Source organism: Cellulomonas sp. P24 (assembly GCF_024704385.1).
In the GTDB taxonomy this organism is placed as follows: domain Bacteria; phylum Actinomycetota; class Actinomycetes; order Actinomycetales; family Cellulomonadaceae; genus JAJDFX01.
Window position 1 is genome coordinate 2,852,437 of the sequence record NZ_JAJDFX010000002.1, and the last position, 25,016, is coordinate 2,877,452.

General features: G+C 73.1%; 23 protein-coding genes and 2 pseudogenes. 11 read left to right on the forward strand and 14 right to left on the reverse strand.

Annotated elements, in window-relative coordinates; all coding sequences use genetic code 11:
* Positions 1-94: 94 nt before the first annotated feature.
* Together LJB74_RS13300 and LJB74_RS20645 are read right to left on the reverse strand one after the other, a co-directional pair.
* Complete coding sequence (locus LJB74_RS13300; RefSeq protein ID WP_259308990.1) at positions 95-814, reverse strand: PspA/IM30 family protein; 720 nt, start codon at positions 812-814, stop codon at positions 95-97.
* 109 nt (positions 815-923) lie between these two features.
* Positions 924-3,014, reverse strand: a complete 2,091-nt coding sequence (locus LJB74_RS20645) for a TPM domain-containing protein (protein WP_310650849.1) — start codon at positions 3,012-3,014, stop codon at positions 924-926.
* A 91-nt stretch (positions 3,015-3,105) separates the two neighbouring features.
* On the opposite strand from LJB74_RS20645, the gene LJB74_RS13310 reads away from it, so the two are divergent.
* Positions 3,106-3,897 (forward strand): type 1 glutamine amidotransferase, encoded by a 792-nt coding sequence (locus LJB74_RS13310; RefSeq protein ID WP_259308991.1) that lies wholly within the window; start codon positions 3,106-3,108, stop codon positions 3,895-3,897.
* A gap of 102 nt (positions 3,898-3,999) precedes the next feature.
* On the opposite strand, the gene LJB74_RS20885 is transcribed toward LJB74_RS13310, so the two are convergent.
* From LJB74_RS20885 to LJB74_RS13325, 4 genes and pseudogenes are all read right to left on the reverse strand, one after another.
* Positions 4,000-4,518, reverse strand: coding sequence for a helicase-related protein (locus tag LJB74_RS20885; RefSeq protein WP_396125169.1), 519 nt, complete (start codon positions 4,516-4,518; stop codon positions 4,000-4,002).
* Positions 4,519-4,723: 205 nt separating this feature from the next.
* Positions 4,724-5,663, reverse strand: a pseudogene (locus LJB74_RS20890) (helicase-associated domain-containing protein); the annotation flags it as partial.
* A 91-nt stretch (positions 5,664-5,754) separates the two neighbouring features.
* Complete coding sequence (locus LJB74_RS13320; RefSeq protein WP_259308992.1) at positions 5,755-7,461, reverse strand: helicase-associated domain-containing protein; 1,707 nt, start codon at positions 7,459-7,461, stop codon at positions 5,755-5,757.
* Positions 7,462-7,471: 10 nt separating this feature from the next.
* Positions 7,472-8,182: a hypothetical protein gene (locus LJB74_RS13325; protein WP_259308993.1), complete on the reverse strand. Its 711-nt coding sequence runs from the start codon at positions 8,180-8,182 to the stop codon at positions 7,472-7,474.
* Between the two features lie 174 nt (positions 8,183-8,356).
* Between LJB74_RS13325 and LJB74_RS13330 the strand changes: the two genes are divergently transcribed.
* From LJB74_RS13330 to LJB74_RS13350, 5 genes are read left to right on the forward strand one after another with little or no spacing between them, the layout of a single operon-like run.
* Positions 8,357-8,740 (forward strand): cold-shock protein, encoded by a 384-nt coding sequence (locus tag LJB74_RS13330; protein ID WP_259308994.1) that lies wholly within the window; start codon positions 8,357-8,359, stop codon positions 8,738-8,740.
* Between the two features lie 3 nt (positions 8,741-8,743).
* Positions 8,744-9,817, forward strand: coding sequence for a DUF3027 domain-containing protein (locus LJB74_RS13335; RefSeq protein ID WP_259308995.1), 1,074 nt, complete (start codon positions 8,744-8,746; stop codon positions 9,815-9,817).
* A complete protein-coding gene (locus LJB74_RS13340) occupies positions 9,814-12,975 on the forward strand; it encodes a sacsin N-terminal ATP-binding-like domain-containing protein (RefSeq protein WP_259308996.1) in 3,162 nt (1,053 codons plus the stop codon). Before LJB74_RS13335 ends, LJB74_RS13340 begins: the two co-directional genes overlap by 4 nt.
* Positions 12,962-13,828, forward strand: a complete 867-nt coding sequence (locus tag LJB74_RS13345; protein ID WP_259308997.1) for an MFS transporter — start codon at positions 12,962-12,964, stop codon at positions 13,826-13,828. The genes LJB74_RS13340 and LJB74_RS13345 overlap by 14 nt, the downstream gene beginning before the upstream one ends.
* Positions 13,723-14,232: an MFS transporter gene (locus tag LJB74_RS13350; RefSeq protein WP_259310361.1), complete on the forward strand. Its 510-nt coding sequence runs from the start codon at positions 13,723-13,725 to the stop codon at positions 14,230-14,232. The genes LJB74_RS13345 and LJB74_RS13350 overlap by 106 nt, the downstream gene beginning before the upstream one ends.
* Positions 14,233-14,326: 94 nt before the next feature.
* Here LJB74_RS13350 and LJB74_RS13355 read toward each other — a convergent pair whose 3' ends face one another.
* The 8 genes and pseudogenes from LJB74_RS13355 to LJB74_RS13385 form a co-directional block, all read right to left on the reverse strand.
* Positions 14,327-14,926 carry a DedA family protein gene (locus tag LJB74_RS13355; protein WP_259308998.1) on the reverse strand — a complete coding sequence of 200 codons (600 nt, stop codon included), beginning with the start codon at positions 14,924-14,926 and terminating at the stop codon, positions 14,327-14,329.
* A gap of 10 nt (positions 14,927-14,936) precedes the next feature.
* Positions 14,937-15,194, reverse strand: coding sequence for a DUF2530 domain-containing protein (locus LJB74_RS13360; protein WP_259308999.1), 258 nt, complete (start codon positions 15,192-15,194; stop codon positions 14,937-14,939).
* A gap of 86 nt (positions 15,195-15,280) precedes the next feature.
* Positions 15,281-16,558: an EAL and HDOD domain-containing protein gene (locus LJB74_RS13365; protein ID WP_259309000.1), complete on the reverse strand. Its 1,278-nt coding sequence runs from the start codon at positions 16,556-16,558 to the stop codon at positions 15,281-15,283.
* A gap of 67 nt (positions 16,559-16,625) precedes the next feature.
* Positions 16,626-17,048 carry a flagellar assembly protein FliW gene (locus LJB74_RS13370; RefSeq protein WP_259309001.1) on the reverse strand — a complete coding sequence of 141 codons (423 nt, stop codon included), beginning with the start codon at positions 17,046-17,048 and terminating at the stop codon, positions 16,626-16,628.
* Positions 17,045-18,007 carry a flagellar hook-associated protein FlgL gene (gene flgL, locus LJB74_RS13375; protein ID WP_259310362.1) on the reverse strand — a complete coding sequence of 321 codons (963 nt, stop codon included), beginning with the start codon at positions 18,005-18,007 and terminating at the stop codon, positions 17,045-17,047. Before flgL ends, LJB74_RS13370 begins: the two co-directional genes overlap by 4 nt.
* 2 nt (positions 18,008-18,009) lie before the next feature.
* A complete protein-coding gene (locus LJB74_RS13380) occupies positions 18,010-19,008 on the reverse strand; it encodes a flagellar hook-associated protein FlgK (RefSeq protein ID WP_259309002.1) in 999 nt (332 codons plus the stop codon).
* A 373-nt stretch (positions 19,009-19,381) separates the two neighbouring features.
* A pseudogene (locus tag LJB74_RS20895) lies at positions 19,382-19,450 on the reverse strand (hypothetical protein); the annotation flags it as partial.
* Between the two features lie 16 nt (positions 19,451-19,466).
* Positions 19,467-19,940 carry a flagellar protein FlgN gene (locus tag LJB74_RS13385; RefSeq protein ID WP_259309003.1) on the reverse strand — a complete coding sequence of 158 codons (474 nt, stop codon included), beginning with the start codon at positions 19,938-19,940 and terminating at the stop codon, positions 19,467-19,469.
* A 306-nt stretch (positions 19,941-20,246) separates the two neighbouring features.
* Here LJB74_RS13385 and LJB74_RS13390 point away from each other — a divergent pair, with 306 nt between their 5' ends.
* From LJB74_RS13390 to LJB74_RS13410, 5 genes are all read left to right on the forward strand, one after another.
* Positions 20,247-21,200, forward strand: coding sequence for a sigma-70 family RNA polymerase sigma factor (locus tag LJB74_RS13390; protein WP_259309004.1), 954 nt, complete (start codon positions 20,247-20,249; stop codon positions 21,198-21,200).
* 196 nt (positions 21,201-21,396) lie between these two features.
* The gene (locus tag LJB74_RS13395) at positions 21,397-22,572 is read left to right on the forward strand and encodes a flagellin (RefSeq protein ID WP_259309005.1); all 1,176 of its coding nucleotides are present in this window, start codon (positions 21,397-21,399) and stop codon (positions 22,570-22,572) included.
* A 160-nt stretch (positions 22,573-22,732) separates the two neighbouring features.
* The gene (fliD, locus tag LJB74_RS13400) at positions 22,733-24,175 is read left to right on the forward strand and encodes a flagellar filament capping protein FliD (protein ID WP_259309006.1); all 1,443 of its coding nucleotides are present in this window, start codon (positions 22,733-22,735) and stop codon (positions 24,173-24,175) included.
* Positions 24,176-24,192: 17 nt separating this feature from the next.
* The gene (gene fliS, locus LJB74_RS13405; RefSeq protein WP_259309007.1) at positions 24,193-24,609 is read left to right on the forward strand and encodes a flagellar export chaperone FliS; all 417 of its coding nucleotides are present in this window, start codon (positions 24,193-24,195) and stop codon (positions 24,607-24,609) included.
* The gene (locus LJB74_RS13410) at positions 24,599-24,952 is read left to right on the forward strand and encodes a hypothetical protein (RefSeq protein ID WP_259309008.1); all 354 of its coding nucleotides are present in this window, start codon (positions 24,599-24,601) and stop codon (positions 24,950-24,952) included. The genes fliS and LJB74_RS13410 overlap by 11 nt, the downstream gene beginning before the upstream one ends.
* Positions 24,953-25,016: the final 64 nt, after the last annotated feature.

The window sequence follows — 25,016 nt, forward strand, 5'->3', positions numbered from 1 at the left end:
CATTTCTGAGAACCACCTGGGAGTGGTCTGGGCGACGAGGGCAGGCATCCGGCGAGGTTCCCTCATGGATGCCGACCGCCCGTCGCCCGTCGGCTCAGACCTTCGGGTTCTTGAGGGCGGCGAGGCGTGCCTCGACCTCCACGGCGGCGCTGGACACCTCGAGCTCCTCGAACTGCGCGTCGAGCGAGGACGCCGCGACCTCGGCCTGACCGGCGGCCTTGGCCTCCTCGCGCCGCACCTTGTCCTCGAAGCGGGAGATCTCGCTCGTCGGGTCCAGCACGTTGATCGCCGACAGTGCGCCCTGGACCTTGGACTGGGCCTCGGCGCTCTTCTGCCGGGCGACCAGCGAGTCACGGCGGGTCTTGAGGTCGGCGAGCTTGTCCTTCATCGCGGCGAGCCCGGACTTGAGCTTCTCGACGACCTCGGTCTGCGAGGCGATCATCGGCTCGGCCGTGGTGGCCTCCTGCTCCGCGGCGATCTGCTTGCCGATGGCGACCTTGGCGAGGTTGTCGAACTTGTCGGCGTCCGCCGTGCTGCCCGCTGCGCGGAGCTCGTCGGCGCGGTTCGACGCCGCGAGCGCCTTGCGCCCCCAGTCCGCCGCCGCCGCGACGTCTGCCGCGTGGTCCTGCTCGGCCAGCCGCAGGTTGCCGATGGTCTGGGCGACGGCGTCCTCGGCCTCGGCGATGTTGTTCGTGTAGTCACGGATGAGCTGGTCGATCATCTTGCCCGGGTCCTCGGCGCGGTCCAGCAGCGAGTTGATGTTCGCCTTCGCGAGCTGGGTGATGCGACCGAGCACCGTCTGCTTCTCTGCCATCGTCGTTCCTCTCGTCGTCCTGCCAGGTGTCGAGCTGCTGCGTCATGCGCCGGGCCGTGGTCCGGGCCGAACCTGCGGGGTCGGTGTCCTCTCTCGTCGGTGTCCACTCTCAGAAGCGCCCGCCCCCGCCCCGGCCGCCCCGGCCGCCGCCTCCGCCGAACCCGCCGCCACCGCCGCGTCCGCCCCGGCCGCCGCCGCCGAACCCGCCGCCGAAGCCGCCTCCGCCGAACCCGCCGCCGAAGCCCCCGCCCCGGCCACCGCCGCGGAGGAGCTGGTCGATCAGGATCCCGCCGAGGATCAGCCCTGCCGTCCCGCCAGGCGTGCCGCCGGGGCCGGAGCTCCGCCGCTGCTGCTCCTCGAACGCCGCGACGTCCCGCTGGGCGAGCTGCTGCGCGGCCTGGACGAGCTGGTCGGCCTGAGTCGCCTCGGTGAGCGCCGTCACCGGGTCGCTGGTCGCGACGGACTGGGCCTGCTGCGCGTGCCGCGCGGCCTCGGAGAGGCGGGTGCGTGCCTCCGGGCCGACCGCGCCGCGCCGCGACTCGATGTAGGCGGCCAGCGCGCTGATCTGCGCGGTCACCCGCCCGAGCAGGTCCGTGAGCCGGGCACGCGCCCGGTCGGCCTGCTCGGCGCGCTCGCGGTAGGGGGCGAGCGCCGCGTCGAGCGCCGCCTCGGCCTGCGTCAGGTCGCGCAGGGCCGCGAGCGGGTCGCCGCCGGAGCGGGCCTGCTGTGCCGCGTCGACGGCACGGCGGGCGTCGGCGACCGGGGTTCCGAGGGTCGCGTCGGTGGGGGCGAGCCGGGCTGCGTCCGCGAGGTCGCTGCTCAGGGACGCGATCCCCGCATCGAGGCTCTGGCCGGCCGAGGCGAGCTGGGTACCGGCCTGGTCGACGGCGTCGAGCAGCCCGACCGCCTGGGCGAGCGCCGCCTGGGCGGCGCGGGCAGCCGCCACGGCAGCACCGCGGTCCTCGGCGGTGAGCGATGCGCGGCCGCTCGCCACGGTCTCGGTGATGCCGGCGGCGAGGCGCTCGACCTGGTCCGGGTTGGCGCTGACGGAGGCGAGCGCCTCCGGCGGGTACCGGGTCGCCAGCCCGGCGAGCGTCGTACGTGCGGCCGGGACGCGCGCGACCACCTCGGCCGATCGCGTCTCGGCGTCGTCGAGCAGCTCGGGGGCACGGGCCTGCAGGTCCCGGAGCTTGTCGAACTCGTCCGCGTGAGCGTCGAGCGCGGCGCCGACCTCGTCGCACGTCCGGATGATCTGCGTCATCATCTCGCGCGCCTGCGGCTCGGTCTCCGGCACGGTGTCGTCGAGCTGCTGACGGAGCGTGAAGACCTCCGCGACGGCGCGCTTCGCGTCGACGAGGGCGGCCGAGAACGCGGCGGTCGCCTCGAGCCCGAACTGGGCCTGGGCGAACCCGAGCTCCTGCTCGGAGGCCTTGATCGCGTCGTCGATCGCGACCAGGGCAGCGCTCGCCCGGGTGCTGAGCTCGGCGGTCGGGAGCGCGGCGAGGGCGTCGCCGGGCGTGCCACCGGTGCCGGGGCGGCTCGTGGCGGCCCGTCGGTTCGCCGACCGGATCACGAGCGCGACCCCGCCGACCAGGACGACGAGCACGAGGACCAGCACCACGAGCAGCGAACCGCTGCCGGACGACGCGGTGCCCGTCGTCGAACCGGCACCAGAGCCGGTACCCGAGCCCGTGTCCGCGGCGGCGCGGAAGCCGTCCGCGGCAGCGATCGCTGCACCGGCCCAGTCCGACGACGAGAGCACGGGTTCGACGAGGTCGGCCCGCACGTGGGCGATCTGCGCGTCGGTCACGCTGGCGGCGGTGTCCAAGGAGAACGCGTACGCGCGATCGCCCGTCGCGACCGCGAGCAGGATGTCGTCGACACCGAGCTGGGACACGGTGGCGGTGTCGTCCGCCCAGGTCTGGGGGTTCGCGCCGTCGAACGTGTCGACGAACACGACCCACAGGTCGAAGCGAGTGTCGGCGCTGAGCCGGTCCAGGTGGCTGCGAACCTCGGCGGTGCGACCGCCGAGGGCCCCCACCTGGTCGGTGATCCGGTCGGCGACCCGGAACGGTGCGACCGCATGGGCGGCGGTGGCGTCGACCGTCGTGGACACCAGTGCCCCACCGACGCCGAGGACCCCCACCAGGGCGGCGACGCAGAGAGAGGTCAGGATCCGGGCCGTGCGACGTCCGATCACGTGGCGATCCTTTCCCGTGCGCGACCTGTGCGCAACGTGTGCCATGCAGCGGGATTCGATCGTCGACCCCTCGCACGAGTACCGTCGTCCGGTGACTTTCGATCAGCACCCCGCCACGACGCCCGACCGCTCGGCGCCGTCGGCGCCGCAGGGCGTCATCACGGTGGTCCAGCACGCGGACGACATCCCTCTCGACCGGTTCGCCGACTGGTTCGGCGACGGCGTCCAGGTCCGCGTCGTCCGGCCCGACCTCGGCGAGGACGTGCCCGCCTCGGCCGCGGAGGTCGGCGACGGGCTCGTGGTCCTCGGCGGCGAGCGGTCCGCGTACGACGACGACGCCTGGCCGTGGCTGCCGGCGACCCGCGCCCTGCTCGCCTCGGCGGCCCGTTCCGGCGTCCCGACGCTCGCGATCTGCCTCGGCGCCCAGCTCCTGGCGGTCGCGGGTGGCGGGCGCGTCCAGGTCGCCGCACCTCCCGGTGTCGAGGCGGGAGCGGTGCAGGTGCGGTGGCGCCCGGAGGCCGCGACCGATGCGATCGTCGGCGGGCTCGTCGCGGCGTCGTCGGGCAGCACCGTGCTGCCGACCCTGCACGGCGACTCGGTCGTCGAGCTCCCGGCGGGGGCGGTGTGGCTCGGGTCGTCGAGCATGTACCCGTTCCAGGCGTTCCGCTGGGGCTCCGCGTGGGGGCTGCAGTTCCACCCCGAGGCGTCGCCGGCGACCGTCGCGCACTGGGCGCGTCAGACCCCCGGGGCCGACGCGGAGGCCGTCGAGTCCGCCCTCGTCGCGGTCGACGACCAGGTGCGCGAGTCGGGTCGGCTGATCGCGGAGGCGTTCGTCGCCGTCGTGCTGACCGGCGAGCTGGCGGGGGTCCGCACCGCTCCGTGACGGTGCGCGTGGCCAGGTCGCGTGGCCGCCTGGTCGCGCGCGGTCACCGGGTCGTGTGGTCGGCCGTGGACGGGACCGGGTCGCTGCGGTGCGGCCACCGCGTCAGTCGGTGACGAGGTCCTCCGCGTCGACGATCGTGTACGCGTAGCCCTGCTCGGCGAGGAACCGCTGCCGGTGCGCCGCGAACTCCTGGTCCACGGTGTCGCGCGCGACGACCGCGTAGAAGTGTGCGGTACGGCCGTCCTCCTTGGGTCGCAGGATGCGCCCGAGCCGCTGGGCCTCCTCCTGCCGTGAGCCGAACGAGCCGGAGACCTGGATCGCGACCGACGCCTCGGGCAGGTCGATCGAGAAGTTCGCGACCTTGCTCACGACGAGCGTGGTGAGCTCGCCCGTGCGGAACGCCTGGTACAGCCGCTGCCGCTCGGTGACGGTGGTCGAGCCGGTGATGATCTCCGCGCCGAGGTGCTCCGCGAGCTCCTCGAGCTGGTCGATGTACTGGCCGATCACGAGGGTGGGCTCGCCCGCGTGCTTGGCCACGAGCTGCTCGACGACGCGGTTCTTGCCCGGGGCGGACGCCGCGAGCCGGTACTTGTCCTCGGGCTCGGCGGTCGCGTAGAGCATCCGCTCGCGGTCGGGGGAGGGTGAGGCGCACCTCGATGCAGGAGGCCGGGGCGATGTAGCCCTGGTTCTCGATGTCCTTCCACGGTGCGTCGTAGCGCTTGGGTCCGATCAGGCTGAAGACCTCGTCCTCGCGGCCGTCCTCACGCACGAGCGTCGCGGTCAGCCCGAGCCGGCGCCGGGCCTGGAGGTCGGCCGTCATCCGGAAGATCGGGGCGGGCAGCAGGTGGACCTCGTCGTAGATCACCAGGCCCCAGTCACGGGCGTCGAGCAGCTCGAGGTGCGAGTAGACGCCCTTCCGCCTGGTCGTGAGCACCTGGTAGGTCGCGATCGTGACGGGGCGTACCTCCTTGCGGGCCCCCGAGTACTCGCCGATCTCGTCCTCGGTGAGCGTGGTGCGCCGCAGGAGCTCGTCCCGCCACTGCCGCGCGGACACGGTGTTCGTCACGAGGATCAGCGTGGTGGTCTTCGACGTCGCCATCGCGCCGGCGCCGACGAGCGTCTTGCCGGCGCCGCACGGCAGCACGACGACGCCCGACCCGCCGTGCCAGAACCCGTCGACCGCCTGCTGCTGGTACGGGCGGAGCGACCAGGGGGCGGCGCCGTCGGACCCGTCGGTGACGAGGTCGATCGGGTGCGCCTCGCCGTCGACGTACCCGGCGAGGTCCTCGGCGGGCCAGCCCAGCTTGAGCAGGACCTGCTTGAGGTGCCCGCGCTCGCTCGGGTGGACGACGACGGACTCCGCGTCGATGCGCTCGCCGACGAGGCCGGCGGTGCGCCGGGACTTGAGGACCTCGGCGAGCACCGCACGGTCCAGCGCCTGGAGCACGAGGCCGTGCACCGGGTGCTGGATGAGCTGCAGCCGGCCGTAGCGGGACATCGTCTCGGCGATGTCGACCAGCAGCGCGTGCGGGACCGGGTACCGCGAGTAGTCGAGCAGCACGTTGACGACCTGCTCGGCGTCGTGGCCGGCCGCGCGGGCGTTCCACAGACCGAGGGGGGGTCAGGCGGTACGTGTGCACGTGCTCCGGCGCGCGCTCGAGCTCGGCGAACGGTGCGATCGCGCGGCGGCACTCCTCGGCCTGGTCGTGGTCGACCTCGAGGAGGAGCGACTTGTCGCTCTGCACGATCAACGGGCCGTCGGTCATCCGTGGGCTGCCTTTCGCCGGGGCGAGAACAAGAAGAACAGGAAGGAGTCGCGTGCGGTCCGGTGGGTCACGGGGTCACGGGTTCGCTCAGTCACTCGGTCGCGGGGTCCTCGGGCTCGATCAGGGTGACGGCCGCGATCCGGTGCACCGCGATCGTCAGCTCGGACTCCCGCTCGACGTCGATCGCCCGGACACGGCCGCCCTCGACGGTGACGGGACGGACCCGGCGTCGTGCCGGGGTCCCTGCCGGTCCGACGATCTCGATCCACACCTCGTGCTTGCCGGCTGCTGCCTCACGCAACGTGCCCAACGCGACGGCGGGGTCCTGTGTTCCCCCGTCGTCGACCGCGGCCGCGGCGGCCGCCGCAGCGCGTGTCTGCAGGGACCTGTCCGCCTGGGCCGCGCGCTCGGCGCCGCGGAGCCGGGGGATCAGGGCGGTCAACCGTGCGGTGCGCGCGCCCGGCGCCTCGCGCACCACCTCGGCGACGACGTCCGACCCGGTCCCGGGCCGGCGCCGGTCGCCACGAACGCGTCGCACCGTGGGGCGTCCGAGCACCACCTGCCCGTCGGGTCCTTCGGCCGACGGTGAGAGCCCGTGCACGCGCAGGGCCTCGAGCACCGTGGACGGGTCGGCGTGGCACGCGAGCACGGTCGGGGCGAGGCGGACCAGGCCGAGCCGGGCGAACACCGGGTTCTGGGCCACGCCCGCGAGGAGCAACGGGTCCTCCGCGCGGATGTAGCTGGTGGCGACGCCGACGCGCAGCCGTCCGTGGGTGCGGGCCGCGTCGCGGACGAGGTAGTCGAGCGCCTGCGGGACCGGGGTGCGCGAGTGGTTCGCGAGGTCGGCGAGGACCTCGTCCGCACCGCGACCGTCGTCGAGCGCGCGGCGGACGGTGTCGGCCGTGAAGCGGACCGTCAGGGCTGCCCCGCGTGACTCGACCTGGGCGAGGCAGTCGAGCAGGTGGGCGAGTGCCGGGGTCGGGCGGCCCGGGACGACGCCGGTGAGGTCGCCCTGGAGCAGGAGCTCGTCGACGGGCGGCGCGAGCAGGTCCGCGAGCGCCGCGTCGGCAGGACGCGCAGCGCCGAGACCAGCGGTGCCGAGACCTGCACGGTCGGGTGTGGCGGGCCACGGCGTGGACCCGTCGACGCCCGACGCGGTGTCGGCGTGCAGCTCGGCGAGGAGTGCGAGCCCGGGGTCGCCGATCGCACCCGCCCCGGTCACGCCGATGAGGGCGGCCTCGGCGAGCACGGCCGCGACGGCGTCGGTCGACGGGATCGCCCGTGGCGCGCGCCAGGCGAGGACGTCGATCACCCCGGTGGTGTCGAGCGCGCGGACGTCGTCGCCGTGGGAGGCCTCCGCCAGGACCTCGAGCACGACGCGTCGCAGCCGCGCCGCCCACGGACGGTGCAGCTCGGGGTCGAGCGCGGAGGGCTGGCTGCCTCGGGTGCCTCGGGCGGCTTCGACCCAGGCCGCGCGGTCGCTGCGCACCCAGGTGCGAGCGAGCAGGGCCCACTGCTCGGGGAGCTCCGCCGCGAGCCAGTCGTCGACCGCGGCGGTCGGCGCGAATGCCGGGACGACGTCGGCGTCGTCCACCACCAGACCGGCGCCCTGCGCGAGCTCCGCGACGTGGACGGCGGTCGCGTCGTCGACCTCGAGCTGCTGGGCGAGGCGCCGCAGCTCGCGGACGCCCAGACCGCCGGAGCGCAGGACCGGCGGGGGAGTGCGCTCCCACGTCCGGATCAGCACGGTGACGAGGCGCACGATCTCCTCGGCGGCCCGCGCGGACTCCGCGTTCACGACGTGGGCGTCACGGGGGGGGACCGTCGGGACGTGGTGGCTCGACGAGGGCGACCCGGTGCGTGCGACCACCACGCAGCGCGAGCCCGACGTGCCGGGGCAGGACGACGGTGTGCGCGTCCTGGGCGATCAGGAGCCCGCGCTCGACCAGCCAGGAGGCGGCCCGTGCCGAGGTGCTCGTGCGGTCGGCCGGGGTGTGACCCACGGGCGGTCCCCAGGTCAGTGCGGCGAGGACCTCGCGTGCACCGGTCGGCGCCTCGGCGAGCAGGCGGGAGAGCCACACCGTGTCGTCGGGGTCCGCGGGGACGTCCGCCGGCACGACCGGCCCGAGCCCGCCGGGGTACGGACCGAGGGCGTCGGCGAGCCCGGGCGCCGGGCGCAGGTCGGGGGCGCCGGCACGCGGGTGCCAGAGCAGGGCGAGGTCGGTGACGACGACGAGCACGCGCACGACGTCGGGGACGGGGGCGTCGAGGGCGGCTGCCACGGACTCGGCAGTCACCGGCCTCCCGAGACCGTCCATGGCCACCGCGGCCTCGAGGACCTGGATCGCGAACGCGTCGAGGTGCGAGAGCGCGCGCTCCGTGCTGGCGCGGCTCGTGGCGCGGGCAGCGAGAGAGGCGAGCGTGGTCGGCGTCGGGTTGGCCAGGTCCGGTCGGCGCAGCATCAGGGTGACGAGCGTCTCGTCAGAGCGGTCACGCAGGTGCTCGCTGAAAGTGGACATCCCTGCAACGATACGGCGTCAAGTGCGACGGCCCGTCCGCGGCCCTGCCGCTCCTCGCCCTCGTCGAGGAGAATCGTGCGGCGCCGGGACCGCACGCCAGGTAGCCTTGGTGCGCATGCGTGCAGCGGTCTGCGCGCACTGTTCCCCGTCACAGACTCAGACACAGAGGTTCCAGTGCCCACCGGCAAGGTCAAGTGGTTCGACACCGAGCGCGGCTTCGGCTTCATCGCCAGCGACGAGGGCGATGAAGTGTTCCTGCACGCCTCCGCACTGCCGGCGGGCGTCGCGTCGCCGAAGCCCGGGACCCGGCTCGAGTTCGGCGTCGCCGACGGGCGTCGCGGTCCGCAGGCGCTCTCGGTGAAGATCCTCGACCCGGTCCCGTCCATCGCGAAGGCGCAGCGCAAGCCGGCCGACGACATGGCCGTGATCGTCGAGGACCTCATCAAGGTGCTCGACAAGGTCGGCAACGACCTCCGCCGCGGTCGCTACCCCGAGAAGGCCACCGGCGAGAAGTACGCCGCGCTGCTGCGCGCGGTCGCCGACAGTCTCGAGGGCTGAGCCGTGGTCACCAAGAAGTCGGCCAAGGACGCGGTCCTCGAGGGGGCTGTCGACCTGGCGCGCCTTGCGGCCGAGGAGATCGCCGAGCACCCGACCGACGTCGGTGAGCACCTGGGGACGGTCGTCGAGGGCGAGCGCCTGGTCTCGCACCTGTTCGCGTGCGCGGCACCGGGCTACCGGGGCTGGCGCTGGACCGTGACGCTCGCGCGGGTTCCGCGGGGCCGCGTGGCGACGGTCTGCGAGGTCGAGCTCCTCCCGGGCGACGACGCGATCCTCGCGTCGGCCTGGCTGCCGTGGTCCGAGCGGCTCCGGCCCGGGGACCTCGGACCGGGGGACGTCCTCCCGCTGATCGCGGACGACGACCGCCTCGACCAGGGGTACGAGGCGACCGGTGACGCGGACGCCGACGCGATGGCCGTGTTCGAGCTCGGGCTGGGTCGCGAACGCGTGCTCTCGCCGCACGGGCGCGCGGCCGCTGCCGAACGCTGGTACATGGGATCGCACGGACCCACGACGCCGGGCGCCGTCTCGGCGAGCGCACCGTGCTCGACCTGCGGGTTCCTGATCCTGCTCGCGGGTTCGCTGAGGACCGAGTTCGGGGTCTGCGCGAACGAGTGGTCCGACGACGACGGACGCGTCGTGAGCATGGACCACGGCTGCGGTGCCCACTCGCAGACGGACGTCGAGCCGCAGGGCAGCGACTGGCCCGCGCCCGGGACCCTCGCCGACGACCTCGACATCGAGCTCGTCAACCTGATCGCCGAGCACCACGAGGCGACGCGCGACGCATCGGCCGACGCGTTCCCGGTGGTCGAGGACCCGACGCCGCCGGACACCCGCGCCGCCGTCGTCCCTGTCGAGGCCGCGCCGTACATCGAGGTCGTCACCTCGGAGGCGACGGCAGCCGTCCCCGAGGACGTCGTGCCCGCCGACGATGTGCTCGAGGACGCCGTGCCCGCCGACGTGACGACAGAGGTCGAGACCGCGGCTCTCCCGGAGGACGTCGACGAGGACGCCGCGGGGCCCGTCGCCCAGGCCGACACCGTCGACACGTCTGTGATCGACCCCGAGCAGTGACGTCCGACGTCTTCGGGACCACCGCACTACGCGACGCGGTCCTGGGGGCGTGGCAGGCCTCGCCTGCGCGGTTGCGCGAGGACGCCAACCACGAGGAGGACCACGCACGCGGCTACTACCGCGATCGTGTGGTGATCGAGCTCGCCCAGAACGCGGCAGACGCGGCGACCCGTGCCGGGGTGCCCGGCCGACTGCTCCTCCGCCTGACCACCGGGCCGCACGCGGTCCTGGTCGCGGCGAACACCGGGACGCCGCTCGACGCGGCCGGTGTCGCGTCGCTCGCCTCGCTGCGGGCGTCCGCCAAGCGGGGGTCATCGGCAGCGAGCGGCGTGGTCGGGCGGTTCGGCGTCGGATTCGCCGCCGTCCGCGCGGTGGCCGACGAGATCGCCGTGGTGTCGACGTCCGGGGCGGTGCAGTTCTCGCTCGCGCGCTCGCTCGCCGAGCTGGCACGCCTGACCTCGGCGGACGTCCCCCCGGGCGCGAGCACCGCCCGACGCGACGCGCTCGCGCAGGAGGTCGCGCACCGCGACGGCTCGCTGCCGGTGCTGCGCCTGCCGTTCGCGCACACCGGGCACCCGCCGGAGGGGTACACGACCGCAGTCGTCCTGTCCCTGCGGGACCACGCCGCCGTGCAGCACGTCACGGCGCAGCTGCTGTCCGTCGGCGACGCGCTGCTGCTCGCTCTGCCGGGCCTCACCGAGGTGCTCGTCGAGATCGACGACGCCCCGGTGCGACGGATCGCCGACGTCGAGGACCGGTGGCGGGTGGTGCGCGGCGCCGGGGAGGTCCCGCTCGCCCTCGTCGCGGACCGACCCGTCGAGGAGCGCAGCCAGCGACGCTGGGAGGTCACCTGGGCGTTGCCGCTCGACGGCGACGAGCCACCGTCCTGGTCGCACGTGGTGCACGCGCCGACGCCGAGCGACGAGCCGTGCACGCTCCCCGCCCTGCTCGTCGCGACCCTGCCGCTGGACCCGACCCGGCGGCACGTGGCCATGGGAGCCCTCGCGGAGGCGGTGATCGCCCGCGCGGCGGAGGTCTACGGCACGCTCGCCGCCGAGGTCGCGGCGGACGAGCGTGGCGACCCGCTCGCGCTCGTCCCGACCGGGCTCGCGTCGGGCGCGGTGGACGGTGCCCTGCGCGACGAGATCGTCGAGGTGCTGCGCCGCACACCGATGCTGCGCCCGGCATCCGGCGGGGAGCTCCTCGAGCCCGATCGCGCGGTCGCGGTCGCCGGACCGGTCGGCCAGGACCCGCGGGCGGTCGCGGCGCTCGCGACATGGGGCACGGGCCTCGTCGTCCTGCCTCCCGGGCGCGAGGCGGCGGCGCGGACCGTGGCCGTCGAGCTGCACGACCTCGCGGAGGTCGTCGAGGGCCTCCCGCTCGGCGGGGATCCGGCGCACTGGCGCGAGCTGTACGCGGCGCTCGAGCCCTCCGCCACGGACGCCGAGGTGCGCGAACAGCTCGCAGCGCTGCCGGTGCTGCTCTCCGACGGGCGCACGGTGCGCGGCGCGCGCGGTCTCGTCGCCTGGGACGCGAGCGCCGGACCGGCGGGCAGCGAGGTCCTCGCCGGTGTCGACGTCCTGAGCAGGTGGGGGCTGCGCGTCGTCGACCCGGGTGCGATGCACCCGCTCCTCGAGCGACTGGGGGTCCAGGTGAGCGACGCCGGGTCGCTCCTCGCCTCCGACCAGGTACGTCAGGCGGTGCTGGACTGCGCGGACGACGACGACCTCGAGGTCGTCGACGCGGTGACCGAGGCGGTGCTCGGGCTGCTCGGCGCGGCCCTGGCGGACGGCCGGGTGCCGGCATCGGCGCGGAGCTGGCTCGGCCTGCTGACGTTGCGTGCGGACGACGGCGAGCCTGCACCGGCGCACGGTCTCGTGGTGGCCGGTTCTCCGGCCGCCGAGGTGCTCGACGACCGGGTGCTCGCGGCGGTCGACCCCGCGCTCGTCCGACGCTGGGGGAGCGAGGTCCTGGCCGCGGCCGGTGTGCGCCTCGACCTGGCGGTGACGATCGTGCCCGACGTCGTCGCCGACCCCGACGCGGTCGACCTCAGCGGTGGTGACCTCGAAGGGGGAAGCGACGACCCCGGCGTGCTCGCCGCCCAGCTCCTCGACGGGTGGGAGGAGTACCTCGAGCTGCTGGTCGAGGTGCTCGGCGCGGGGACCTACGTGGGTGAGGTACCGGCCGTCGCGGATCTCGACGCGGTGCGCGACGACGCATGGCCGCAGGTGCTCGCGCGGCTGACCGACGAGCCCGAGCTCCGCCGTGCCCTGCTCGCCCCGCCGGCCGGGGTCGCGTCGTACACGGCGTGGTGGCTGCGCACCAGGTCCGGGCTCGGCCTCGATCGACCGTTCGGCTGCTCCGACGCGGACCCGGTCGTGAGGCTCCTGCTCCCGCCGGCGCCGGCCGTGCTCGCCGGCGCGGACGACGACGTGCAGCGCGCGCTCGGGGGGCTTCTCCGGCTCGGGGACCTGGACGCCCACGGCTGGGAGAGCGTGCTCGACCGGCTCGGCGAGATCGACCGGACTGACGGGATCGACCGGGCTGCCGACGCCGACGGGTCCGGTGCCGTCGCGCCGGAGGTGGCCGTCGCCGTCTGGCAGGGGCTGGCCGCGGCGGCGCGTGCAGGGGTCGACCTCGCGGATGCCGTCACGTCGCTGCCGTGCCTGCGGCCGGCCGACGACGGGCTCGCGGTCCGGATGACTCCGGTCGAGGACGCCGCGGTGCTCGCCAGCCCGATGTGGGCGCAGCGCACCGACGTCGCGGGGCTGGTGCCGTGCCCGCCGGCGGTGGCCGAGGTGCTCGCGCAGGCGCTCGACCTGCCGCTCGTCGACGAGCTTGCCGAGGGAGCCGTCGGGGCGTCCGACGAGGCCCGTCGGGGCCCGGTGCCGGACGGCGTGCGCGACCTGCTGGGGCGGTGCCCCGAGACCTGGTACGAGCACGACGACCTGACCGTCGACGGCGTGGCGGTCGCGTGGTGGGTCGAGGGCGACGGACCGGACGCCGTGATCCATGCCGGTCACCTGGCGGGACTGGCACGCGGGCTCGCGCAGGCGTCCGGCCGGTGGGACCTGCGGCACGCCGTGGACGTGCTGCTCGCCGCGCCCGAGCGGCGGACCGAGCTCGTGCTGGAGCAGGCAACCGATGACCTCGCGTGACTTCTCGCTCACCAGCCTGATCCCCGGGGTGTTCCTACCGACGATCGTCTTCGAGATCGGCATCGGCGCCGTCCTGCCGGTGATCGCCCTGACCGGACGCAACCTCGGCGGCAGCATCGCGGTGGCCGGCCTGCTCGTGTCGATGCTGGCGATCGGGCAGATCCTCGGCGACGTCCCGGCCGGTGCGCTCGCGGCGAGGATCGGCGACCGTCGGGCGATGGTGCTGGCGGCGTCGGTGACGATCGTGACCCTCGGCGCGAGTGCGCTCGCGCGGTCGGTCTGGGTGCTCGGCGCCGGCGTGCTCGCGACCGGCGCGGCCAACGCCGTGTTCATGCTCGCGCGGCAGTCCTACCTGACCGAGGCGAGTCCCGTCCTGCGGCGGGCCCGCGCGCTGTCGACGCTGGCCGGGGTGCAGCGCATCGGGACGTTCATCGGACCGTTCGCCGGTGCGCTCGTCATCCACCTGGCCGGGGTCGGCGCGGTGTACTGGCTGGCCGTCGGCACGTCGGCGGTCGCGGCGGTGATCGTGGCCGTCGTGCCCGATGTCGCGGACACCGCCGAGACCGCCGCCGCGAAGCTGCGGGCGGCGACGGTCGTGCCGATGCGGCGGATCGTCGCCGACCACCGCCAGGTGTTCCTCACGCTCGGGTTCGCGGTGCTCGCCGTCGGCGCCGTCCGGGGGCGCGCCAGACGATCCTGCCGTTGTGGACCGAGCACCTCGGGATGTCCGCGACCACGACGAGCCTGGTGTTCGGGCTGTCCGGGGCGGTCGACATGCTGCTCTTCTACCCGTCGGGGAAGGTCATGGACCGGATGGGGCGCCTGTGGGTGGCGATCCCGTCGATGCTCGTGATGGCGGTCGCGATGATCGCCCTGCCGTTCTCGCACACCGTGGCGGCGGTCAGCATCGTCGCGATGATCCTCGGCTTCGGCAACGGGATCGGGTCCGGGATCCTCATGACCCTGGGAGCCGACGTCGCACCGGCCGACCGGCGTGCGCAGTTCCTGGGCGTCTGGCGCGTGATCCAGGACACCGGCAACGCCGGGGGACCGCTCCTGGTCGCCGCCGGCGCCGCGCTCGGCAGCCTCGGCGCCGGGATCCTGGCGACCGGGACGACGGCGCTGCTCGCGGCAGGAGCGCTCGCGCGGTGGGTGCCGCGGTGGTCCGTGCACGCGAACCGGGGCACGCGGCGTCGAGCCGCCGAGCAGGCCGCCGCGGCGTCGGCCGACGTCGCGGTCGAGCCGGGCGCGCGCTGAGCCGGGCGCGCGCTGAGCCGGGCGCGCGCTGAGCCGGGCGCGCGCTGAGCCGGGCGCGCGCTGAGCAGAGCACGGGCCGAGCAGAGCGCGTCGGTCAGGACCGGTGCGCCCGGACCCGCCAGACCACGAACGCGACCAGGGCGATGACGAGGGCGATCAGTGCGGCGTCCCGGCCGATCGTCCGCTCCACGGCGGCGTAGGACGCACCTGCCAGGTAGCCCGCGGTCACGACGACGCTGCCCCAGATGATCCCGCCGGTCGCGTTGAACGCGAGGAACACCGGATAGCGCATCCGCGCGGTACCGGCGAGCGCCGGCATGACCGCCCGGAAGAACGCGACCCCGCGCCCCAGCAGGACGGCCCAGCCGCCGCGTCGCTGGAGGAACCGCTGCGCCTGCTCGAGGCGGTCCCGATGGCGGGCCAGCGCCTTCAGCTCGAGCACCCGGCCGCCGTAGTGGCGACCGACCTCGTAGCCGACGGTGTCGCCGACGATCGCCGCGGCGATCACGACCGCGAGGATCGCCTGGAACGCGACCTGACCCCGGTTGGCGGCCACGCCGCCGAGGATCGCGGCGGTCTCACCGGGGAGCACGAAGCCGACGAACAAGGCGTCCTCGGCGAAGACGACGAGGCCGACGACGGTCAGCACGACCCAGGCCGGGGCACCGAGGATGTTCTCGAGGATGCCGCTCATCCGCGCGGCGCTACTCCGCAGCCGAGGCGGCGCCCCGGTGACGGCGGTCCCACCGCAGGCCGAGGAGGCCGAGCGCCAGTCCGGCCACGCAGGTCGCGGGGACGGTCCAGGGTGCGTCGGCCAGCCACCACAGCAGGCCGCCGACGACCGTCGCGACCGCCCAGACGGCCATGCCGACGAGGCTCACGGCGCGCAGGTCGACGTCGAGGGGCGGCGGTGAGGCGCGGCGGCGGTCGGGACGCAACGCCATCGACAGGACGGAGGGCACGGGGTGAGACTACCCGTCGCCGCGCCAGCTGGTCAGGGCTGGTCAGGGTCGGTCCGGACCGCCCGGTCAGAGCCGATCAGTGCTGGTCAGGACCGGTCGTGGGACGACCGTGTCCCTGCGAGGGACGTCGCGGTGCCGAACGCGGCGGCGACGGCGGCGAGGTACACGGTCGCCACGTCGGACGGGACGAACCCGGTCGCCTGCACCGCGGCGATGTCGTTCTCCTCGTGCGCGAGCACGGCGGCGAGCGCGGCACCGTACGGGCCGGTGTTGTCGCGCAAGGCGTTCGCGACGTCGGCCGAGACCCCTGTCCGGTTCGCGAGCTCGCTCGGTGCCGCGCTCTGGTGCGAGGCGATCGCCGAGAGCAGCCCGACGGTGTAGGCGGCGTCGGAGCCGGCGAGCGTCCGGCAGGCGGTGGCGCGGGCGAGGATGAACCACAGCGAGCCGAGGGAGCTGGGGCGAGCATCCATGAGCGAGGCCATCGCCAGGGCGCCGAGCTGCTGCGGCCCGACGAGGACGACCGCCTGCCGCACCGAGTCGACCTGACGACGCAGGGCGACGGCGCTCGAGTTGACGAGGCGCAGCACCCGCACCGCGAGCTCGGGGTCCGCGCTGACGACACGCACCACCGCGACGTGGTCGATCTCCTCGGCGCTGAGCAGCTGCATGAGCTCGAGGCACTGGAGCTCGCCGGCGCTGAAGCTGGTCGTCGGCATCGGGGCGTCGCGGCTGAAGATCGGGCCCTGGAGCAGGTCGACGCCGAGTGCCATGCCGAGCTGGGTCCGCGGGTCCGAGTCGGCCCGCTCACCGATCACGGCGACGCCGTCCTGGTGCGCGCGTTCGACGAGGTCACGCAGGACGTCGACGTCGGAGCTGAGGTCGACCTTGACGAAGTGCGCCGAGGGCAGCAGGGCGTCCTGGGCCGGCGTGCCCGTGTAGTCGGCCAGGGCGATGCGGATCTGCCGGTCGCTCAGCGCGTCGACGGCGTCGGCGGCGTCGAGGCGCTCGGCGAAGGTCGCAGGGACCTCGAGCACGAGTCCGCCGACGGGGGTCGGCACCGAGGCCGTCCCGCGCAGCATCCCCGGTGTGGCCCGGAGGAACAGTGCGCAGTCGCCGGCGAGCGTCGCCATGTGGAGCTGGGCGTACTGGTTCTCGACCGTGATCTCCGACGGTTCCCGCGTGAGCGGACCCCAGCCCGGGGTGTGCAGGCTGACCTGCACCGCGTAGCCGTAGACGCTGCGGTCGGAGCGGATCACCGGCTGACGGTGCACCGCGACCTGCGTCGGGGCCACCGCCGCCGCGTTCTCGTCGGGTGGGTTCCCCGGCAGGTGCGGGTCCACAGGAATGTTGCTCATCTCGTCCATCTGATCGTCCGTCGCACCGGTTGCGTGAGGAGTCGTGTGGCGTGACCGTGGTCACGCCGACGTCACCTCAACCGAGGGGGGCGCGCAGCGGCCACCCGGAGTCGTCGAGCACCGTCTGGACGGCCCTGCCGGTCCGCGCGTTGATGACGATCGGGGCGAGCAGGTTCGCGGTCGCCGGCTCGTCGCCCTGCGGAGGGCTGACCACCGTCAGCAGGACGGTGTCGTCCTCGGTCAGGTCGAGGGACTCGCGGACCGCGGCCGGGATCACCGGGGTGTAGGTCGCGAAGAACTCGCGCGGCGGCACGACGAAGAGGCGCACCGGGGGCTCGTCATGGCTCCGGAGGGCGAAGAGCACGCCGATCTCGTCGAGCGGTGTCAACGAGTAGCGCACGTGTCCCGGGAGCCCGGGCAGCGGCGTCGTCAGCTCGAGGGTGTCCGGGATGTCCACGTGGGCGCCGGGCAGGCCGACCGAGACGAGCACGGCGGTCACTTGAGGTAGTCCATGAGCGAGGGCTGCAGGGACTTGCCCGCGGCGGCGAGAGCGCCCTGGTACGTGACGGACTGCTGCTGGATCTTCAAGATCATCTCCGCGAGGTCGACATCCTGGACCGACGACACCTGCGCGCTCAACGCGACCTGCTTCGAGCCGAGGATGGTCTGGGCACTGGTGATCTGGTTCTGCTGGGCGCCGATCGCCGACTGCTGGGCGGAGATCGTGCTGAGGCGCGCATCGATCGCGGTGAGGTCAACGGTCGCGCTCACGCCGCTGCGGATCTCGGCGGACATCTTGTCGAGGAGCGCGAAGACCGACGGGTTCGCCGGGTCGACGACGCCTCCGGTGTCGTTGCCGAACACTGCCGAGGCGGAGGCGTCGACGCGGACGGTCGTGTCGGCCGAGACGCGGCGCTGCACGGACGCGCCGGGGACGTCATTGGCCGTGTAGGTGGCCGGGGTCGCCGGGGTGGGCGGCGGGCCGGGGGTCGCGGGGGTCCCGGGCGTCACGGTGATCGCCGTCGCGGTGTTCGACGTGCCTGCGAACACGTTGCGCCCCAGGAGCTTGGTGTTGGCGAGGCTGAGGAGCTCCTTCTTCAGGCTGTCGATCTCCGTCGCGAGGGCCTCGCGACCGGTCGCGCTCATGGAGGCGGTGTTGCCGCTCTGGACCGCGAGGTCCCGGGCGCGCTGCAGGGTCGCGACCGACGAGCTCAGGGTGCTGTCGATCGTGCTGAGCCACGCGGTGCCGTCGTTCGCGTTCCGCTGGTACTGGGTCGCGGCCCGCTGGTCGGCCTTGAGCCGCAGCAGAGCCGACGTGCCGCTCGGGTCGTCGGACGGCTTGCTGATCTTGGTGCCGCTGGACATCTCGTTCTGCAGCGCCGCTGCTGCGGCGAGGTTCATCTGCACGTTGGCGAGCGTCGACCGCTGGATCGTCTGCTGGGTCACCCGGCTGATCATGGTCACCGCCCCACCATGCCGGTGCGGTTGATCAGCGTGTCGAGCATCTGGTCGATCGCGGTGAGCACACGCGCGGACCCCTCGTACGCACGCTGGTACGTCAGCATGTTCGTCGCCTCCTCGTCGGTGCTCACGCTCGTCTGCGCCATCTGGAGTCCTTCCGCACTCGAACGGGCCGCCTCGGCGACGGTCGCCCTGCTCGTCGCGCTCTTCGCGTCGACGCCGAGCTTCACCACGAACGCCGACCAGGTCGTGTCCGGGCTGCCCGAGGCCGAGGCGAGCTGGCTGATGGAGTCGGCGAGCGAACCGTCGACGAGGCCGCCGGTGGTCGTCGCCGCCGCGATCTTCGTGGTGTCCGTGATCGCGACCGACAGGCCAAGGGCTGCGGGCTGCGTCGGGTCGAGGGCGAAGAAGTCCCCTGCGGGGTTCCCGCTCTGGTCCTGCCCGGTCGAGTGCACCGCGTTCACGGTGGTCGCGAGCGCGGTCGCGACCGCGTTGTACGACGCCGCTGCCTCGGTCAGCATGCCGCCGGTGCCGGAGGCGTCGGGGGGAGCGAGCACCGAGAGCGTCCCGGCGAGCTTCCCGCCCGACAGCGGGACCTGGACGGCCGGGTTCGCGGCCCACACGATCTGCACGGTGTTCGCGGGCGGAGCCGACGTGGTCGCGTTCGTGAAGGTCGCCGCGCCGGTGACCGCGATGGCGTTCGCGCGGGCGCCGTCGACCAGGGCGTTGCCGCCCACCAGGACGTCGACCGTGCCGTTGTCCTTGATTCGCGCCGTCGCCCCGGTGAGGCTCGAGAGCTGGGTGATGAGCTGGTCGCGCTTGTCCATGAGCTCGTTCGCCGAGCCGCCGGCATTGGTGATCGACAGGATCTTGGCGTTCAGGTCGGCGACCGAGGAGGCCGTCGTGTTCACGTCGCTGACCATGCTCGTCAGGTCGCTGCGGCTCTGCGACCACTCGGTCGAGGCTGACGCGTAGAGCGTCTTGAGTCGGTCGACCACCGCCTGGGAGTCCTGCAGGACGACGGACCGGGTGGCTGCCGAGTCGGGGGGTGTTCGCGAGGTCGGACCATGCCGACCACATCGTGCTCAGCTGGTTGGACAGCCCGGTGGTGCTCGGCTCCCCGACCGTCGTCTCGAGGTTCGCGTACGACGTCGCCTGGACCGCGAGCTGCGCCGAGGTCCCGGTCGCGGTCCGCAGCCGCGCGTCGAGGAACGCGTCGCCGAGCCGCGAGATGCTCGTCACGGTCGCCCCGTTCCCGGAGGTCGGGACGCTCGAGTACATCGACGGCGTCGACAGGCCGGCGATCGACGAGATGTCGGCACGCTGCCGGGTGTACCCGACGGTGCTGGCGTTCGCGATGTTCTGGCCGGCCACGTCCAGCGCCTGGCGCTGGGCCATGAGGGAGCTCAGCGCGGTGCTGATCCCGGAGAAGGTGCTCATCGTCCGCGCGCTCCTCTCAGAAGGACTGGTCGAGCAGCTGCGAGCCGCCCGAGGTCGCGGCGGTCATGCCCTGGCCGTCGTACGTCTCCACGGTCTCCTGGAGGGACATCAACGTCTCCTGCGCGGCCCGGTGCGAGATCGCGAGGAGCTCGCGGTTCCCGTTGGCGAGCTCGACGATCTCGGAGGTCAGGCTCACGAACGCCTCCCGGTGCGCGTGCAGCAGCTCACCCCACGGCGCGGGTGCCTGCTGGGCGAGCTGCAGGAGGCTGATCCCGGGCTCGAGGCCGAGCTCGACGGCCGCGGCCTCGGACTCGACCGTGCGGCCCAGCTCGGAGTCACGGATCTGGTCCAGCACCGTCTCGACCTCGCGCGTGGCGTGACCGAGCCAGCGCGTGCGACCGCTGGTGAGGATCATCTGCTCCTCCTCCAGCTTGAACAGCAGGAGCTCGAGCAGATGACGTTCCTGCCACAGAACGTCTGACAGCTGCATCAGGCCCATCGTGACCGTCGACCTCTCTGTTGCGCCCCCGGGTTCGGGACCGTAGACACTCGCCTCTACCTGCTTCATCGACCGTGTGGCGCCGGATGTAACGGTTTCGGGTGAACTTGTCCGGTACCGGGTGGCGGACCTGCTCGCCCCGAGGGGCGGTCCGCGCGCGGAAGTACACGTTCACGGTAGCCAGGGGGTGGGACCGACGCGCGGGAAGCTGGGCGGCGAGCCATCCGGGCATACCGCGACGGAGCCGGTCATCTCTCCGGTGATGTGGGCGTTTGGTCCTAGTCCCTTGGGGTGAACGTGAGAACTTTCTCCTTCAAATTCCTCAAGCCCTGCCACCTCGTCGTCGAGAACCGTCCGGTGCCGGAGATGACAGAGCAGCAGATGAGCGACCTGGTGGTCGCACACCTCCCCCTGGTGGGCTACCACGTCAACGAGGTGCTGATGCGGGTCCCGTCGTCGGTCTCCCGTGACGACCTCGCCTCGGCGGGCAGCCTCGCGCTGGTCCTGGCCTCCCGCGCGTACGACCCGAGCACCGGTGTGCCGTTCGGCCGGTACGCCGCCCTGCGGATCCGCGGCGCCCTGCTCGACGAGCTCCGCTCGATGGACTGGGCCAGCCGTGGCGCGCGGCAGCGGGCCCGCGAGCTCTCGGCGACGAGCGACCGACTCACGTCGTCGCTGGGCCGGGCACCGTCGCGCGAGGAGCTCGCCGCTGCGATCGGCACGGACGTCGCCGGGGTCGATGCGGCACGCCACGACAGCGAGCGTCGCGTCCTGAGCATCGACGCGTCGGTCAACCCCCTCGCGGACGTCCTCAGCGACGGGGCGCCGGGGCCGGAGGAGCTGCTCCTGACGAACGAACGCCTCACCTACCTGAAGGCTGCGGTGCAGACGCTGCCCGAGCGGCTCCGGTACGTCGTCGAGCAGCTGTTCTTCCATGACCGGCCGGTGATCGAGCTCGCCGACGAGCTCGACGTCACGCAGTCGCGGGTCAGTCAGCTTCGCTCGGAGGCGCTCGCCCTCCTCCGGGACGGCATGAACGCGAGCCTCGACCCGGAGCTCGTCGCCGCGGCCGAGCGGCCCGACGGGGTCGCCGAGCGCCGGCGGCAGGCGTACTTCGCGTCGGTCGCGGCGCGTGCGGCCGAGAGCGCCAAGGTGTCCGGCATCCTCGCGACACCGGCGCCGCAGGGCGTGGTCCCGCTGCCGCACGAGGAGTCGTCCGCGATCGTCGACCTGACGGCGGTGGCCGGGTGACCGGCGGTCGGTCGATCGTGACCCCGACGCGACGGGCGCTCCTGCGGGGGTGCCCGTTCGCCGTTCGTGGTGCCATCTGCGGCCATGGCGAAATCTCCCGCGCAAACTTCTCAACACCCCGAGGCCGGTCCCGATAGGACCGGTGTAGCCCACGGATGGGCTTCGGCTTCGACCCGAATCAAGGAGGAGTTCCACCATGGGTCTCTCAGTTCAGACGAACCTCGCCGCTCTCAACGCGGCGAACAACCTCACCAACACGCAGAACCAGCTGACCAGCTCGCTGCAGAAGCTGTCGTCGGGCTTCCGCATCAACACCGCGGCCGACGACGCTGCCGGCCTGGCCATCTCCGAGGGCATGCGCTCGCAGATGGGTGGCATCACCGTCGGTATCCGCAACGCGCAGGACGGCATCTCCGTCGTGCAGACCGCTGAAGGTGCGCTGAACGAGACCACCTCGATCCTGCAGCGCATGCGTGACCTGTCGGTCCAGGGTGCCAACTCCGGTGCACTGACCACCGACGCCAGCGCGAACATCCAGACCGAGATCTCGAAGCTCAAGACGACGCTGGACAGCATCGCCACGAGCACGCAGTTCAACGGCAAGACGCTTCTCGACGGCAACTACAAGTCCGACTTCCAGGTCGGCGCGAACGTCGGGCAGACCGTCGGTGTCACGATCGGCACGGACGCGAGCTCGGCCGGTCTGGGCGTCTCCGGTGTGGACGTCACGCTGACTGTGGCGGCCAACGCTGCGACCGGTACGACGACGACAGCCGCTGCCGCGAGCACGGCCGGTGTCGAGACGATCAACGCCACGAAGGACTTCACGCTGTCGGAGAGCTTCGACACGCTCAACGGCACGGTCACCGTCGGTGGCAAGAGCCTCGACCTGTCCACCGTGAAGTACGCCTCGGGGAGCACCGCTGGCCAGCGGCTCACCGCCCTCAACGCGGCGCTGACCAGTGCGGGAGTTGCCGCGACGGCGACCGCATCGGCAACCGGCCTCGTCCTGACCGGTGCTGTTCCGGCTGGTGGCGCGGGCGCGACGACTCAGCAGATCGCTGACGCCGCGGTCAACTTCACCCAGGCGAGCGGCGCGACCGCGGCGATCACCGCGATCGACGCGGCGATCAACAAGGTCTCGACCGAGCGTGCCAACCTCGGTGCCACGCAGAACCAGTTCGACCACATCATCAACAACCAGAACGTGGCGCTGCAGAACGTGACCGCGTCGGAGAGCCGCATCCGCGACACCGACATGGCCGCGACGATGGTCGACTTCACGAAGTCGCAGATCCTGTCCCAGGCCGGCACGGCGATGCTCGCGCAGGCCAAGTCCCTCCCGCAGGACGTGCTCAAGCTCCTGCAGTGATCGACGGCATGACCTGATCCACCGCACGACCAGCTGAACCGCACGACCCGGCGGTGGGCGGACCTCGACCGTCCGCCCACCGCCGGCGCATCTCTGCCACCACCGGGTCACCCCGGCGGTGGCGCATCGGACGGACACACGACGAGCTCAGGAGGCAACGGTGTCGACAGCGGCGATCGACGGCCTGATCAGCGGCCTGAACACCACCAGCCTCATCAACCAGTTCATGCAGATCGAGGCGGCCCCGCAGACGCTGCTCAAGCAGCAGGCCAGTGCGAACGACTCCCTCGTCCAGGCGCTGCAGTCCCTCAACGTCAAGGTCGCCTCTCTCGCGTCGAACGCGACGTCGGTCGCCTCCGCGAGCACCTGGCAGGCGGTCAGCGCGACCTCGTCCTCCTCGGCGGCCTCGGCCACCACGACCAGCGGTGCCGTGCCGTCCTCCCTCAGCTTCACCGTCGACGCGCTCGCCACCGCGCAGACCTCGGCGACCGGCATCGTCGCGGATGCGGCCGGGGTGTTCGGCGGGACGATGCCGACCTCGGCGACGATCGTCACCGGTTCGGGATCGACCGCGACGGCGACGACCATCGACCTCCAGGGGATCACGACGCTCGCCGGTCTCGCGACCGCGATCAACGGCGCGAACACCGGCGTCTCCGCGAGCGTCGTGACGATCTCCCCGACCCAGTCACGGCTGCAGCTCACCGGAGCGACCGGTGCGAGCTCGGCCTTCGACCTCTACGCCGGCACGGTGACCACCGCGGACCTCGCAAGCGCGACACCGCCCACCGCCGTGGTCGACCGCAGCGCGGCCACGACCGCCGCCGCCGACGCCCAGATCACGCTGTGGCCAGGCACCGGCAGCGCGCAGGCCGTGACGTCGGCCACGAACACCTTTGGCAACCTGCTCACCGGGGTCAACGTGACCGTCAGCGCGGTGACCGCCAGCGGCGCCACCCCGGTGACCGTCACCATGTCGCGCGACACCTCCGGGGTGCCGACCACGGCGTCGAACCTCGTGACGAACATCTCGACCGTGCTCTCCGAGATCTCCAGCCAGACCGCCCCGACCACGACGACAGGGAGCGACGGCCGCACCGTCGTCTCCGGCGGTGTGCTCTCGGGGCAGAGCAGCGTGCGACGGCTCGCGGACGCGGTGCGCACGGCTGCGTCGACGCCCGTGAACGGTGTCTCGCCCTCGACGATCGGCATCGTCCTGAACCAGGACGGCACCGTCACCTACGACGCGAGCCTGTTCTCCGCGGCACTCGCCGCCGACCCGGCAAAGGTCCAGGCCGTGCTGACGGGTGTCGCCACGGCCCTCCAGAACGTCGCGACGCAGGCCTCCGACCCGACCACGGGGACGTTGTCCGCGAGCATCAAGAGCCAGCAGAGCGTCAGCGACCAGCTCGACAAGCAGATCTCCGACTGGGACACGACGCTCGCGCTGCGTCGAACCGCGCTGGAGAAGACGTACTCGGACCTCGAGGTGTCGTTGAGCAACCTCAACGCGCAGTCCGCGTACCTCACCAGCCAGCTGAACAACCTGACGTCCTCGTCCTCGTCGTCGAGCTCGTCGTCGACCAGCGCGGTCAAGTTCTGAGCCGGACGAAGGACACCATGAACCTCTACGACATCCGGGCCCGGTACCTCGCCGACGCCGTCGCGACCGCCGGCCCGACCCGCCTCCTGACGATGCTCTACGACCGGCTCCTCCTGGACGTCGACCGCGGCGAGCGCGCCCTGCGCACGGGGGAGCGCGGCGAGGCCACCGGTCACCTCAGCCACGCGCAGGAGATCGTCACCGAGCTCATGTGCTCGCTCGACGTCGACCTGTGGGACGGCGCCCAGAACCTGCTCGCGATCTACACGTTCCTGCTGCGCGAGCTCGTCGAGTCCTCGCTCTCGGGCGATCCGGAGCGGGTGGCCGCCTGCCGGGCTCTGATCGAACCGCTGCACGAGGCCTGGACCGAGGCCGGTCAGTCGCTCACCCCGGTCGCCGCGATGGCCCGCACGGGTGAGCTCGGTGTCGGCTGACCTCGCGGTGGCCGGCGGCCCCGGGACACCGGGTGACGCCTGGGTGCAGGCCTGGAGCGTGGCGCTCGGCGAGCTCGAGGTCGCCGTCGAGGAGGCCGCGGCGATGCTGCACCACCTCCCGCTGCCGAGCGAGGTGAACGTCCAGCGGTGGGCGCCCCCGTCCGGTCTGGGCCCGTTGCCCGCGTCGCTGGAGACCCGCGCACGGGCCCTGCTCGACCGGCACGTCGAGGTCACCCGGCAGACGGCCGAGGCGATCGTCCAGACCAAGCGGCACCTGCACGCGGTCGCCTCGATGCGCGAGTCCGCCCCGCACAGCCCGGTGTACGTCGACACCTGCGCCTGACCTGACCCGCCCCACGGGAGCGCGCGAACCAACCGACATGGCGTCTGACGTGCAGGTCTGCATG